14 protein-coding genes are annotated in these 14418 nt (G+C 42.7%); 13 read left to right on the forward strand and 1 reads right to left on the reverse strand.

Annotated features, from left to right (window positions below; genetic code table 11):
• Window positions 1–24: 24 nt before the first annotated feature.
• The 12 genes from M3205_RS02585 to M3205_RS02640 all read left to right on the forward strand — a co-directional run bounded on the left by M3205_RS02585 (window position 25) and on the right by M3205_RS02640 (window position 13583).
• Window positions 25–1020, forward strand: a complete 996-nt coding sequence (locus tag M3205_RS02585; RefSeq protein WP_251168494.1) for a thiamine pyrophosphate-dependent dehydrogenase E1 component subunit alpha — start codon at window positions 25–27, stop codon at window positions 1018–1020.
• A gap of 12 nt (window positions 1021–1032) precedes the next feature.
• Window positions 1033–2016: an alpha-ketoacid dehydrogenase subunit beta gene (locus M3205_RS02590; protein ID WP_222497781.1), complete on the forward strand. Its 984-nt coding sequence runs from the start codon at window positions 1033–1035 to the stop codon at window positions 2014–2016.
• 129 nt (window positions 2017–2145) lie between these two features.
• Window positions 2146–3462 carry a dihydrolipoamide acetyltransferase family protein gene (locus M3205_RS02595; protein WP_251168495.1) on the forward strand — a complete coding sequence of 439 codons (1317 nt, stop codon included), beginning with the start codon at window positions 2146–2148 and terminating at the stop codon, window positions 3460–3462.
• 155 nt (window positions 3463–3617) lie between these two features.
• Window positions 3618–5522 carry a methylmalonyl-CoA mutase subunit beta gene (locus tag M3205_RS02600; RefSeq protein WP_251168496.1) on the forward strand — a complete coding sequence of 635 codons (1905 nt, stop codon included), beginning with the start codon at window positions 3618–3620 and terminating at the stop codon, window positions 5520–5522.
• Window positions 5512–7704, forward strand: coding sequence for a methylmalonyl-CoA mutase (gene scpA, locus M3205_RS02605; protein ID WP_251168497.1), 2193 nt, complete (start codon window positions 5512–5514; stop codon window positions 7702–7704). Before M3205_RS02600 ends, scpA begins: the two co-directional genes overlap by 11 nt.
• Window positions 7705–8823, forward strand: coding sequence for a methylmalonyl Co-A mutase-associated GTPase MeaB (gene meaB / locus M3205_RS02610; RefSeq protein WP_251168498.1), 1119 nt, complete (start codon window positions 7705–7707; stop codon window positions 8821–8823).
• Window positions 8824–9054: 231 nt separating this feature from the next.
• On the forward strand, window positions 9055–9492 hold the full coding sequence (locus tag M3205_RS02615; RefSeq protein ID WP_251168499.1) for a BrxA/BrxB family bacilliredoxin: 438 nt from the start codon (window positions 9055–9057) through the stop codon (window positions 9490–9492).
• 179 nt (window positions 9493–9671) lie between these two features.
• Entirely contained in the window at window positions 9672–10460 is a 789-nt protein-coding gene (locus M3205_RS02620; RefSeq protein WP_251168500.1) for a transporter substrate-binding domain-containing protein, read from the forward strand.
• Between the two features lie 91 nt (window positions 10461–10551).
• Window positions 10552–11211 carry an amino acid ABC transporter permease gene (locus tag M3205_RS02625; protein ID WP_251168501.1) on the forward strand — a complete coding sequence of 220 codons (660 nt, stop codon included), beginning with the start codon at window positions 10552–10554 and terminating at the stop codon, window positions 11209–11211.
• Window positions 11204–11926, forward strand: a complete 723-nt coding sequence (locus M3205_RS02630; RefSeq protein WP_251168502.1) for an amino acid ABC transporter ATP-binding protein — start codon at window positions 11204–11206, stop codon at window positions 11924–11926. Before M3205_RS02625 ends, M3205_RS02630 begins: the two co-directional genes overlap by 8 nt.
• 115 nt (window positions 11927–12041) lie before the next feature.
• Window positions 12042–13034, forward strand: coding sequence for an aromatic acid exporter family protein (locus tag M3205_RS02635; protein ID WP_251168503.1), 993 nt, complete (start codon window positions 12042–12044; stop codon window positions 13032–13034).
• A 27-nt stretch (window positions 13035–13061) separates the two neighbouring features.
• Complete coding sequence (locus M3205_RS02640; RefSeq protein WP_251168504.1) at window positions 13062–13583, forward strand: L,D-transpeptidase; 522 nt, start codon at window positions 13062–13064, stop codon at window positions 13581–13583.
• A gap of 144 nt (window positions 13584–13727) precedes the next feature.
• On the opposite strand, the gene prli42 is transcribed toward M3205_RS02640, so the two are convergent.
• A complete protein-coding gene (prli42, locus tag M3205_RS02645) occupies window positions 13728–13823 on the reverse strand; it encodes a stressosome-associated protein Prli42 (RefSeq protein WP_251168505.1) in 96 nt (31 codons plus the stop codon).
• A 181-nt stretch (window positions 13824–14004) separates the two neighbouring features.
• Between prli42 and mce the strand changes: the two genes are divergently transcribed.
• Window positions 14005–14415 (forward strand): methylmalonyl-CoA epimerase, encoded by a 411-nt coding sequence (gene mce / locus M3205_RS02650; RefSeq protein WP_251168506.1) that lies wholly within the window; start codon window positions 14005–14007, stop codon window positions 14413–14415.
• Window positions 14416–14418: the final 3 nt, after the last annotated feature.

Genomic DNA, 14418 nt, shown 5'->3' on the forward strand with positions numbered 1-14418 from the left:
ATATTAGCTTAGGAGGTTGTATAAATGGCTGAAAACCGTCATACAGAATTAGGTTTAAGTGATGAGAAAGTTCTTGAAATTTATGAGACGATGCTATTAGCCCGCCGTCTTGATGAGCGCATGTGGCTTTTGAACCGTGCTGGGAAAATTCCGTTCGTTATTTCATGCCAAGGACAGGAAGCTGCACAAGTAGGTGCCGCATTTGCTCTTGATCGCGAGAAAGATTATGTTCTTCCATATTATCGTGACATGGGTGTGGTTCTGACATTTGGCATGACCGCAAAGGAATTAATGCTGTCAGGGTTTGCTAAAGCGGAAGATCCAAACTCAGGCGGACGCCAAATGCCTGGACACTTCGGTCAAAAGAAAAACCGAATCGTTACAGGATCTTCTCCTGTTACTACACAGGTCCCCCATGCTGTTGGTGTTGCTCTCGGTGGAAAGCTTGAAGGGAAGGATCTGGTAACTTTTGTAACTTTCGGTGAAGGCTCTTCTAACCAGGGAGATTTCCATGAAGGTGCGAACTTTGCAGGTGTTCATAAGCTTCCTGTTATCTTTATGTGTGAAAATAATAAATATGCAATCTCTGTTCCGATTGAAAAGCAGCTTGCTTGTGAAAATGTGTCTGACAGAGCTATTGGCTATGGTATGCCAGGTATAACAGTTGATGGAAACGACCCGCTTGAAGTTTATAAAGCTGTGAAAGAAGCAGCAGACAGAGGTCGCCGTGGAGAAGGGCCGACATTAGTCGAAACCGTTTCATATCGTTTAACACCACACTCTTCAGATGATGATGACCGAAGCTACCGTGCTCCTGATGAAGTGGCAGAAGCGAAAACAAAAGATCCGATTATTACTTTTGGCGCATACCTGAAAGAAAATGGCGTTATGAATGATGCGATTGAAAAGGAAATCAATGACCGGGTTATGAATCTGGTAAACGAAGCAACTGATTATGCTGAAAACGCTCCATATGCAGAAGCGGAATCTGCTTTAAAGCATGTATATGCTGAACAGTAAGGGGGAGAGAATATGGCTGTAATTTCTTATATCGATGCGGTAACTATGGCAATCCGCGAGGAAATGGAAAGAGATCCAAAGGTATTTGTTTTAGGTGAAGATGTAGGTAAAAAAGGTGGCGTATTTAAAGCGACGCAAGGATTGTATGATAAATTTGGCGAAGACCGCGTAATTGATACTCCGCTTGCTGAATCTGCGATTGCAGGGGTTGGAATCGGTGCAGCAATGTATGGAATGCGTCCAATTGCAGAAATGCAATTTGCCGACTTCATTATGCCGGCTGTTAACCAGATTATTTCAGAAGCGGCACGCATCCGCTATCGTTCCAATAATGACTGGGGCTGTCCGATTGTTGTACGTGCACCATATGGCGGCGGTGTTCATGGAGCACTCTATCATTCCCAGTCTGTTGAAGCAGTATTTGCGAATCAGCCGGGGCTAAAGATCGTTATGCCTTCTACCCCTTATGATGTTAAGGGATTATTAAAAGCGGCAATCCGTGATGAGGATCCTGTGCTGTTTTTTGAACACAAGCGCGCATATCGTCTGATTAAAGGTGAGGTTCCTGATGATGATTATGTGCTGCCAATTGGAAAAGCAGATGTAAAACGAGAAGGTGAAGATATCACGGTCATCACTTATGGCCTATGCGTCCATTTTGCTCTTCAGGCTGCTGAAAGACTTGCTAAAGATGGCATTTCAGCGCATATCCTGGACTTAAGAACGGTTTATCCGTTAGATAAAGAAGCAATTATTGAAGCTGCTTCCAAAACAGGGAAAGTGCTTCTTCTTACTGAGGATAATAAAGAAGGCAGCATCATGGGCGAAGTTGCAGCGATTATTGCAGAGAACTGCCTGTTTGAGCTGGATGCACCGATTAAACGTCTTGCAGGTCCTGATGTACCAGCAATGCCTTACGCTCCTACTATGGAGAAATACTTTATGGTTAACCCTGATAAAGTAGAAAAAGCAATGCGTGAATTGGCTGAATTTTAATAATGGCACATAGTTAATAAAAATGGAAAGCTCGCAGAGGTTGCGGCTCTTAGGCTGGACTACATTCCGGATCGGCTGCACCTGCTGCATGACCCGCAAATTGCGGGCAGCTAGAAGGAGGTTACTCAGGTGGCTATTGAACAAATTAAAATGCCCCAGCTTGGGGAAAGTGTTACAGAAGGGACGATCAGCAAATGGCTGGTTTCCGTTGGAGATAAAGTAAATAAATATGACCCGCTTGCTGAAGTAATGACTGACAAAGTAAATGCGGAAGTACCGTCCTCTTTCACTGGTGTAATCAAAGAATTGATTGCAGAAGAAGGTGAAACATATGAAGTCGGCCAGGTGATTTTGACAATTGAAACTGAAGGCGGCGGTGAAGCAGCCAACGATGCTCAAGCAGAAACAAAAGCTGAGGATAAAACTCCGGCTGCACCTTCAGCATCAGCTCCTTCAGCACCAGCTGCACCTGTTAAAGCAGCAGATGCTCCAAAAGGAGTCCGTTATTCACCTGCAGTATTAAGGCTTTCTCAAGAGCATGGAATCGACTTAAACCAGGTGACAGGTACTGGCGGCGGCGGACGCATCACCCGTAAAGATCTTATGAAGATCATTGAGTCCGGGGATATTCCTACAGCTGCAGCCGCACCGGAAAAGACAGAAGCGCCAGCACCGTCAGCAGCACCTTCCCAGCCTGCAGCATCCAAACAGGCAGCGCCAGCACCTAATGTACCGGTTATGCCAGGTGATGTTGAAATCCCTGTTACCGGAGTGCGTAAAGCGATTGCTGCCAATATGCTCCGCAGTAAGCATGAAGCTCCTCATGCCTGGACAATGATGGAAGTTGATGTTACAAATCTTGTTGAGTACCGCAACAGCATTAAAGGGGAGTTTAAGCAAAAAGAGGGCTTTAATATTACATTCTTTGCTTTCTTTGTAAAAGCTGTCGCACAGGCACTTAAGGAATTCCCGCAAATTAATTCCATGTGGGCAGGAGATAAGATCATCCAGAAGAAGGATATCAACATTTCCATTGCAGTTGCAACAGATGACGCATTATTCGTTCCGGTTATCAAAGCGGCTGATGAAAAAACGATTAAAGGTATTGGCCGTGAAATAAATGACCTTGCCTTAAAAGTTCGTTCAGGAAAATTGACCTCTGCTGAAATGCAGGGTGGAACTTTCACTGTGAATAATACCGGATCATTCGGTTCTGTACAGTCCATGGGCATTATCAATTATCCGCAGGCTGCTATTCTTCAGGTTGAATCCATCGTGAAACGTCCTGTTGTCATGAACAACGGCATGATTGCTGTCCGTGATATGGTTAACCTTTGCATGTCGCTTGATCACCGTGTGCTTGACGGCCTTGTATGCGGACGCTTCCTGCAGCGCGTAAAGGAAATTCTGGAGAATACATCTAAAGAAAATACATCTATTTATTAATAATTTAAATGACCGCTGTCCTGCTTGGGACAGCGGTTTCTTATTGTTCATTGCTTGTTTCTTCTTTGTATACTAAAATAGGTGTATGGAGAATTTAGAATTTTATTATAATTTTCTGCGGCATTGTTTCTTAATAGAAACGGGTCCGCTGCCACATGAGGGGAGGGAACGCTGTCAGCTACCAGGACAGCTTAATTATGTCATTAAAGAAAATGATTAAAGAAAAATTCCCGCAGCAGACGAATGAAGATTGGGAGCAAAGTGCAGTAAAAGCACTTAAAGGGAAATCCTTAGAAACTTTATCACGAAATACATATGAAAACATAAAATTGAAACCGCTTTATTCCAAAGAAGACCTGAATGAAAGCTCGTTATCTCAGTATCCTGGCGCAGAAGATTTCAGAAGGGGTTCATATGCTTCCGGCTACCTGGGAGAGGAATGGAAGGTTGCACAGAAAGTTAGTGCCTCAGCTTCAGAAGAGCTGGCAGAAAAACTCCTTGCTGCTGTTGGGAAGGGGCAGACAGCACTGGCTTTCCAGCCGGAACAGTTAACAAATCTAGAAAAAATCAGCATCGCTACAGGAGAACTTTATAAAAAATACCCTTTCAGTGTGGATGCCGGTCAAAGTCATCGTCAATTAATAGAAGAACTTGCGAGGCTAAATGAAAGCGAAAAAATCACAGGATATATTGCATCAGACCCGCTTGCAATTGCTGCATCAGACAAAATGAACGATCGCTCAATTGAAGAAATTTACGGAGAGTTGAATGAAACGGCCAATGCGGCAGCTGAACATATGCCAAGCTTGAAAACCATCATGGTAAATACGGCTGTTTATCATAATGGAGGCGCGAATGCCGTCCAGGAACTTGCTTTTGCACTGGCAGCAGGAGTAAATCACCTACAGTATTTTCTTGGAAAATGCAAAAAACTTGAAGAAATTCTATCCAAAATGCTATTCAAATTTTCTGTTGGCTCAAACTTTTTTATGGAGATTGCCAAGCTTCGTGCGGCAAAGGTTTTATGGGGCAAAGTTGCAGAAGCATATGGAGCTGAAAGTGACAGTAAAAAAATGGTCATTTCAGCAGAAACATCCTCATTTACTAAGTCTGCTTATGATTCTTATGTGAATGTGCTGAGATCAGGGAATGAAGCATTTGCAGCAGTATTGGGAGGAGTCCAATACTTGCATGTCAGTCCATATAATGAACCGGAAGGAGCACCATCCCCTCTTTCAGACAGAATTGCCCGAAACACCCAGCTCGTTTTAATGGAAGAAGCGCATCTGCTGAAGGTCTCTGACCCGGCGGGCGGCTCCTGGTATGTGGAGCATCTGACGAATGAACTGATTGATAAAGCGTGGGAACTTTTCCTTGAAATAGAAGAGCTTGGAGGAATGGCCGAAGCCTTACAGACAGGGTGGGTTCAAGATCAAATTACTCAAGTTCATGACAAGAGGCAGAAGGATGTTCATACAAGAAAACAAAGTATCATTGGAACAAATATCTATGCTAACCCTGATGAAAAGCCTCTTCAAATAGGGGTCGAGACCATAGAAAACAGCAAGGGTGTTATTAAGCCAATCCCGCAGGTTAGGCTTTCGGAGTCTTTCGAAGGTTTGAGGAGTTTATCGGAGAGATTAAAAGAAAAGAAAATACATCCTCAAGCAGGGCTAATCTGTCTGGGAGAATTGAAGAATCATAAGGCCCGTGCTGATTTTATTGCAGGCTTCCTGGCACCCGGAGGGGTTGAGGCAGTGAGAAGCGGCTCTGTAGAGAACTTTGAAGATGCTAAAGCATTTATCCTAGAAACAAATTGCAGGCATTATTTTATTTGCGGTTCAAACGACCAATATGACAGCATGGCAGTTCCTTTAGTTAAACAACTGAAAGAAGCTTTCGCGTCGACTGCAATCTATATAGCCGGCTTTCCTGAAGAGAGGAAAAGGGACGAACTTAAAGGTGCTGAAATCAGCGGATACATTCACGTGAAAAGCGATTGCTATGAAACTCTCTTGACTATGCTGAACGAGATGGAGGTGGCAAATAGTGGCCAATAAACCGAATTTTAAAAGCCTGGATATTCATAAAGTAAAACAATCATCAAAGGATGACTGGAAAAGAAAAGCGGAAGAAGAAATCAATTCATCCATTGATCATCTTCTCTTTGAAACTAACGAGAGAATAAAAATAAAGCCGCTATACACAAATCAAGACCTAAAAGATATGGAGCACTTAAACGATAAGCCGGGGCTTCCTCCATATACAAGGGGACCTTATTCAACCATGTATGTGAATAGGCCCTGGACTGTCCGTCAATATGCAGGATTTTCTACTGCAGAGGAAAGCAATGCATTCTACCGCCGCAATCTTGCCATGGGGCAAAAGGGTTTATCAGTCGCGTTTGATCTTGCCACCCATAGAGGCTATGATTCTGATCATCCAAGAGTCGAAGGGGATGTAGGGAAAGCTGGCGTGGCCATTGATTCCATCCTGGACATGAAGACACTGTTTGATGGGATCCCTTTAGATCAAATGTCTGTATCCATGACGATGAATGGCGCAGTTTTGCCTGTTATGGCTTTCTATATCGTCACAGCGGAAGAGCAGGGAGTAAGCCAGGAGAAGCTTTCGGGAACGATCCAGAATGATATTTTAAAAGAATATATGGTGCGCAACACATATATATACCCACCGGAAATGTCTATGAAGATCATTGCCGACATTTTTGAATATACATCAAAATACATGCCGAAATTCAATAGCATCAGCATCTCAGGCTATCATATGCAGGAAGCGGGTGCACCAGCAGATATTGAGCTTGCCTATACGCTCGCAGATGGACTTGAATATGTAAGAACCGGACTTAAAGCCGGAATCGATATTGATTCCTTTGCACCGAGACTTTCGTTTTTCTGGGCTATCGGCATGAACTATTTTATGGAAGTGGCAAAAATGAGGGCAGCCCGCTACATTTGGGCAAAAATGATGAAGGCCTTCGAACCCGTTAATCCGAAATCAATGGCGCTCAGAACGCATTCTCAAACCTCAGGCTGGAGCTTAACCGAGCAAGACCCATTCAATAATGTTACAAGGACTCTTATTGAAGCGCATGCAGCAGCGATGGGGCATACTCAATCTCTTCATACGAATGCATTGGACGAAGCCATTGCATTGCCGACGGATTTTTCAGCCCGTATAGCGAGAAATACACAGCTATACCTTCAGGAGGAAACAGGTATCACCAATGTAATTGATCCATGGGGCGGTTCTTATTATGTAGAAGCATTAACAGATCAGTTAATTAAGAGAGCATGGGAGCATATTGAGGAAATCGAGAATCTTGGCGGAATGGCCAGGGCAATTGAGACAGGATTGCCAAAAATGAGAATCGAAGAAGCTGCCGCCAGAAGGCAGGCACAAATCGATTCCGGAAAAGAAACCATTATTGGTGTGAATAAATACAGGCTTGAAAAAGAAGAGCCGATTGACATTCTGGATATCGACAATACAGCTGTACGATTAAAGCAAATCGAAAAGCTGGAACGGCTGAAGGCCTCACGCGATAATGAGAAAGTTGCTGAGGCCCTGGAGGCTATTACAAAAGCTGCTGAATCAGGGGAAGGCAATCTTCTTGAGCTTGCAGTAAATGCAGCGCGGGTTAGAGCTACACTTGGCGAAATTTCCAAAGCAATTGAAAAAGTGGCCAGCCGCCATAAAGCGATTATTCGTTCAATCAGCGGGGTTTACAGTTCTGCTTTTTCCAATGAAGAAGAAATTGCAGAAGTAAAGCAGATGACAGATGAATTCCTTGAAAACGAAGGAAGAAGACCGCGGATTCTAATTGCTAAGATGGGCCAGGATGGCCATGACAGGGGAGCAAAGGTCATCTCAACAGCCTTTGCCGATCTTGGTTTCGATGTTGATATCGGCCCTCTGTTCCAGACTCCAGAAGAAACAGCTCTTCAGGCGGTCGAAAATGATGTTCATGTCATTGGCATCAGTTCACTTGCTGCAGGTCATAAAACCCTTTTGCCGCAGCTTGCTTCTGAACTGAAGAAGCTGGATAGGGAAGATATTATTGTAGTCATCGGCGGGGTTATTCCTGCACAGGATTATCAATATTTATATGAGCATGGCGCTTCAGCCATTTTTGGCCCGGGCACGGTCATTCCAGTGGCTGCCCAAAAGGTCATCAGAGAGATATACAGCCGTCTCGGGTACGAGGAAGTGACACGGTAAATGACTGAGGATAAAAAACCGGAATGGTTTGATGAAGAAAAGGCAGAAAATTTTTCAAGTACAGTAAGAAGTGGTGTGGATTCAGGTGAGCCAAAGCAGAAATTCGAGAAAATAGGCAGATTTCAAAAAAAATCTGCCTCTCTGCCGGATCTTGACGCTCTTGAAGAAGGAATTATGAGTGGCAGCAGACCTGTTCTTGCACGAGCAATCACTTTGATTGAAAGTAACGCAGAGCACCATTTTCGTCATGCACAGGAACTCCTGCACAGGCTTCTGCCTCATTCAGGGAGATCGCTCAGGATTGGTATAACCGGAGTGCCGGGGGCAGGAAAGAGCACGTTCATTGAATCTTTTGGAACATACCTATGTGATGCGGGTTTAAAAACAGCTGTGCTCGCCGTTGATCCAAGTTCAAGCTTGAGCGGCGGCAGCATCCTTGGCGATAAAACAAGAATGGAGCAGCTTTCAAGAAACCCGCATGCTTTCATAAGACCTTCTCCTTCAGCAGGGAAACTGGGAGGTGTCCACAGAAAAACAAGAGAGACCATGCTCCTGTGTGAAGCTGCAGGCTTTGATGTTATTCTCGTTGAAACTGTGGGTGTGGGGCAAAGTGAAGTCATCGTCAGGGAAATGGTGGACTTCTTTATGCTTTTAACATTGACAGGGGCAGGTGATGAACTGCAGGGAATGAAAAAGGGCATTATGGAACTGGCTGATGCGGTAATTGTCAATAAAGCCGATGGAAGTAATAAAAAATTAGCCGAGAAAACAAAAGCTGAGTATAACCGTATCCTTCACTTTCTTCAGCCGGCTACTAAAGGATGGCAAACAAAAGCTTATACCTGCTCATCTGTCTTTAATGAGGGCATCCCTGAGATCTGGAATATGATCAAAACGTTTGAAAATATGGCAAAGGCGTCAGGAGTTTTTGAAGAAAGAAGAAGACACCAGGCAAAACAATGGATTCATTCCATGATCCTGGATCAGCTGCAATTCAGCTTTTTTTATCATCCTGCCATAAAACTGCTTCTTCCAAAAATTGAGAACGAGGTTATTGCAGGAAACAGGACGGTTACAGCTGCAGTTGAAGAATTGTTTCATGTTTACACAAAAAGTTAGAACCTTCTGTTCCTGCAGGCTGTTTCCTGAATGCAAAAAAATGGCCAGTGCCTTGCGGGCACTGGCGAATCTAGGGAGTTTAGGGGTATGGATCTAGCTGTAGTTTTATCTTTCCCCGTTATTCCAAAAGCTAAACTTTTTTAATCAAAAAATTGACTTGATTGTAAAATTTACTGTTGTATTGGTATTATGTATATAGTCAAAAGAATTTTTAAATGAGGAGCGATGACTTTGAATATGGATTTTAATTTATTTATGAATGATGTTGTCAGGCAGGCGCGTCAGGAAATAACACATGCCGGCTTTACAGAATTAACGACTCCTGAAGAGGTGGATGAAGCCCTTAATAAAAAGGGAACTGCACTTGTAATGGTGAACTCTGTCTGCGGATGTGCAGGCGGAATTGCCCGTCCTGCGGCCATGCATTCCTTGCATTATGATAAGCGCCCTGACCATTTAGTTACGGTATTTGCCGGACAGGATAAAGAAGCAACTGAAAAAGCAAGATCTTATTTCACAGGTTATCCGCCATCATCACCATCTTTTGCACTCCTCAAAGATGGAAAGCTTTGCACGATGATCGAGCGACACGAAATCGAAGGCCATGAGCCAATGGCAGTTGTCCAGAAACTGCAGGATGCCTTTGAGAAATATTGCGAAGAAGTTTAAATAGGAAAAGGTCCCGAAATTCGGGGCTTTTTTCGGCAAACTTATCTGAATAGTTAAACTTCTATTAAATAATTAAAAACCGTATTGCATAAATATAAAAATCTGTTAAAATTCATTTTAGTGAATATTTATTAATAGATATGCAGAGATTATTCATATGTTTATAGGGGGAAACTAAAATGAAAAAAGTGATCATGATTGCTTTAAGCATGCTGATAGTTGGTTTATTAGCTGCATGCGGGACTAGTGAAGAAGATGGTAAAAGCGGCTCTGGAGAAAGCTCGGATAAAAAGGTTTTAACAATGGGTACGTCAGCGGATTATCCGCCATTTGAATATGTAGATTCAGCAAAAGGGGAAGAAATCATAGGCTTTGATGTGGATTTGGCCAAAGCAATTGCTGATAAATTGGGCTATGAAATCCAAGTGAAGGATATGGACTTTAACGGACTGATCCCTGCCCTGGAAACTAGCCAGGTTGATTTTGTTTTAGCGGGTATGACCCCTACTGAAGAACGTAAAGAAAACGTTGATTTCAGCGATGTATATTATACAGCGAGCCATATGATTGTTTCTAAAAAAGACAGCGGAATTGAATCATTGGAAGATTTAAACGGAAAAACTTTAGGTGTTCAGCTTACCTCGATTCAGGCAGATAAAGCCGAAGAAATTAGTGAGACAGTGGATATGACGGTGGAAAACCGTAACCGCATCCCTGAATTGGTTCAGGAAATTATGGCAGGCCGATTTGATGCAGCCATGATTGAAGATACGGTAGCAAAAGGATATTTCGAAAAAAATAAAGACCTTGCCGGCTTTACAATTGAAGAGGATGAAACGGAGGCAGGTTCTGCCATTGCTTTTCCTAAAGGCAGTGAATTAACTGAAAAATTTAATGCAGAGCTCCTGAAAATGAAAGAAAACGGTGAATTGGAAGAATTGATTGTAAAATGGTTTGATAACAAATAAATCGCTGGGAATTAGCGTCCAAGGCATATTTTCCTTTGGACGCTTTATTCTTCCCGGAAAATAAATTACTTGCAGAAAGGATGGAAAGATAGTGAATCTGGATTTTCAGCAGTTCATTCCCTCCCTTCCATATATACTTAAAGGCATTGGCGTTACGCTGCAAATTGTGTCTATGGCTGGCATACTGGGTTTTGTATTAGGTATTATTCTATCATTCTTTAAAATTAGCAAATTTAAATTTCTTGGATGGATTGCAGATGCTTACACATCCGTTTTTAGAGGAACACCTCTTGTTCTTCAGCTGATGCTCATTTATTATGGGTCACCACAGCTGATCGGGTATAAAATAGATCCATCCACAGCTGCCGTCCTGTCTTTTGGGCTTAATTCAGCTGCTTATATTTCGGAAATTATCAGAGCTGGAATTCTGGCAGTGGATAAAGGTCAGAGTGAAGCAGCAATGGCACTGGGCGTACCATACAGGCCAGCCATGATGGATATCATACTTCCGCAGGCAATGAAAAACATTTTGCCTGCTTTAATGAATGAATTTATTACACTTACAAAAGAGTCTGCAATCGTAACAGTCATTGGGGTAACAGACGTGATGCGCCGGGCTTACATTGTGGGAGGCGAAAAGTTTTCCTACTTCGAACCAATCCTGATTGCTGGGCTGATTTATTACATGATGGTTATGGTCCTGACTGTGCTTGGAAAAGGGATTGAAAGGAGAATGAGACGCAGTGATTAAAGTGGAAAATTTGCATAAGCATTTCGGTAAACTTGAAGTTCTTAAAGGAATTTCAACCAATATTCAAGATGGCGAAGTAGTGGCTGTAATAGGTCCGTCCGGTTCCGGGAAGTCAACGTTCCTCCGCTGCATAAATCTTCTGGAAATGCCAACAGACGGCAGGATTATGATTAATGGGCAGGACATCACGGATAAAAGCACGAACATAATGAAAGTGCGTCAAAATGTTGGAATGGTATTTCAGCATTTTCATTTATTCCCCCATAAAACGGCCCTTCAAAACTTGACCTACGCACCGATGAAGGTGAAAGGGATTTCAAAATCGGAAGCTGAGAAAATAGGGCTCGGGCTTTTGGAGAAGGTAGGATTATCCGCTAAAGCACACGAATACCCCAATCGTTTATCAGGAGGGCAGAAACAAAGGGTTGCTATTGCAAGAGCTCTTGCCATGCAGCCTGAAGTTATGCTTTTTGATGAGCCAACATCTGCTCTTGACCCGGAAATGGTGAAAGAAGTGCTGGACGTTATGAAGAATTTAGCACATACTGGTATGACAATGGCGATTGTAACCCATGAAATGGGCTTCGCACGTGAAGTAGCAGACAGGGTACTGTTCCTGGATGGTGGCGTGCTAGTAGAGGATTCGTCGCCTGAAGAATTTTTTTCTAATCCTAAGAGTGAACGCGCAAAGGATTTCTTGCAAAAAATGCTATAATCGATATATGCTATGGGAGAAGATGGTCAATTTGATCATCTTCTCTTTCGCATTTAAATACCTGACGGCCTTCTTAAAATTAGATGGGGCAATTGGAATATAGGAGTTAGAATAAATGAAGTACAGAATTGGCTACCGGACAATCAAGACTGCAGTGGGAACTTCCATCAGCATCATGATTGCACAGATGCTGCAGCTTGATAATTTTGTTTCTGCAGGTATCCTGACTATATTATGCATAAAAGTCACAAAGAAAAAATCACTTCGGGCTTCATGGGACCGATTTTTTGCGTGTCTGCTGGCAATGGCCTTTTCATCCTTGTTTTTTGAGAGCATTGCTTACCATCCGCTTGTAATCGGACTCCTCCTGCTGTTTTTTATTCCGACAGCTGTCATGGCGAAGGCCAGTGATGGTATTGTCACTAGCTCAGTTATCATTTTGCATATTTATTCTGCAGGCAAGGTTTCAAAGGACCTCTTGTTGAATGAATTGGGCATAATTATTGTCGGAATAGGTGTTGCACTAATCGCAAACCTTTATATGCCGAGTCTGGAATCGAAGCTTAAGGAATATAGACAGGAAATAGAGGAAAACTTTAAAGTCATCTTTGACGAAATCGTGAGGTATTTACGTACCCATGAAAGCAGCTGGGACGGCAGAGAAATTACCGAAACAATGGAATTGATCGATGAGGCAAAAGCACTGGCATTCAGGGATGTTGAAAACCACTTTCGAAGAGATGAAAATTTATATTATCATTATTTCAAAATGAGGGAAAAACAATTTGAAATTATTGAGAGGGTTCTCCCAAGTGTTACATCCATTGCACTTCCTGTTGAACAGGGAGAGATGATCGCTGATTTTATTGAAGAATTATCGGATCATATCCACCCGGGAAATACGGCCCTGCTATTCCTGGAGAAATTGTACCGTATGAAGGTTTCTTTTGAAAATATGGAGCTCCCCAAAACGAGGGAGGAATTTGAAGCACGTGCTGCCCTGCTTCACTTTGTAAAAGAAATGGAACAGTATTTGATTATTAAGAGCTCATTTAGAGGGTTAAAGGATAAGGAAATGAATCAAAGCGGGACTGGAGGAGCAAACTAAGGAAAAGGAATTGGAGCGTGAATTGTCATGCTGAAGTTTACTGCAGCGGCCATCCTGTTTTTTTCACTTTCTCCAATCTGGCCATTGGGAATTAACCCGCTGCCTGGAGATCCATTTCTGATTGTCAATAAACGCACAAATGAAGTTGCGTTTATCCAGAATCACAAAGTGCAGAATGTCATCACAGCTGCAACCGGGAAAACGGATGACCTTACACCGGAAGGGCTGTTTACTGTGACTATAAAGGCAGCCGATCCTTACTACAGAAAAAAGGACATAAAAGGCGGTGACCCCCGGAATCCGCTCGGCACAAGGTGGATTGGGTTTGACGCAGAAAATACTGACGGCAGAATTTACGGCATTCACGGAACGAACGATCCTTCGTCCATCGGCAGATATGTCTCCAATGGATGTATCAGATTACAGAATGAGGCTGTAGAGTCGTTATATGAATCCGTGCCGCTTGGAACAAAAATCTTAGTAGTTACCTCAACTAAAAGCTTTGACGAACTTGGAAAAGAGTACGGCGCCTTAAAAAAAGATAATTGAAAGACTGTACAGCTGCATCTGAATGGATGCAGTTTTTTTATGAGCATAATGAACGTCAGCTTGGATTCTCCAGTTCATATTTATGTCTAGAAAAAAGCTGCGGGGGATTGTCATCCCTCGCAGCTGAGTAATAAATGTTCCTTGTTATAAAAACATCGCCATACCCATAATGAGGGTAGATGCGAGCATTGCAAATATCATTAGATAGACAATGACTTTAGTCAGTTTCTTATTTGACATTCTATGCCTCCTCGTCCCAATTCATACTCTTATTTTACTAATAATCATCAAATTGAACAACCGCTCAATTTTTTAAAAGGATTTTCGACATTTATAACGAATATTTAAATAATAGATTTAATAATATGCCCACATTCTGTGGGAAAGTGATATATTTCGACATCCCAGAGGAGGGAAACGAATGATTAAGAAGGTGGACCATATTGGAATTGCAGTCAGGTCTATTGATAAAGCGCTTCCATTTTATACTGAAACGTTAAAGCTTGAATTTCTCGGAATAGAGGAAGTGGACAGCCAGGGAGTAAAGGTGGCGTTTATTAAAGCGGGGGAAACGAAACTCGAGCTGCTGGAGCCAACAAGTGAAGAAAGTCCAATTGCCAAGTTTATAGAAAAGCGTGGAGAAGGGCTGCATCATGTAGCACTGGGAGTTGACAGCATACAAGAACGCATAAACGAAATGAAAGAACAGGGTATCAGGATGCTGCAGGATGAACCTAAGATTGGTGCGGACGGTGCCCATGTAGCCTTTATGCATCCGAAATCAACAGGCGGTATTTTATATGAATTCTGTGAAAAGAAAGGATTGAAATAAAGC

This window comes from Cytobacillus firmus, assembly GCF_023715565.1.
Taxonomy (GTDB): Bacteria; Bacillota; Bacilli; order Bacillales; family Cytobacillaceae; genus Cytobacillus; species Cytobacillus firmus_C.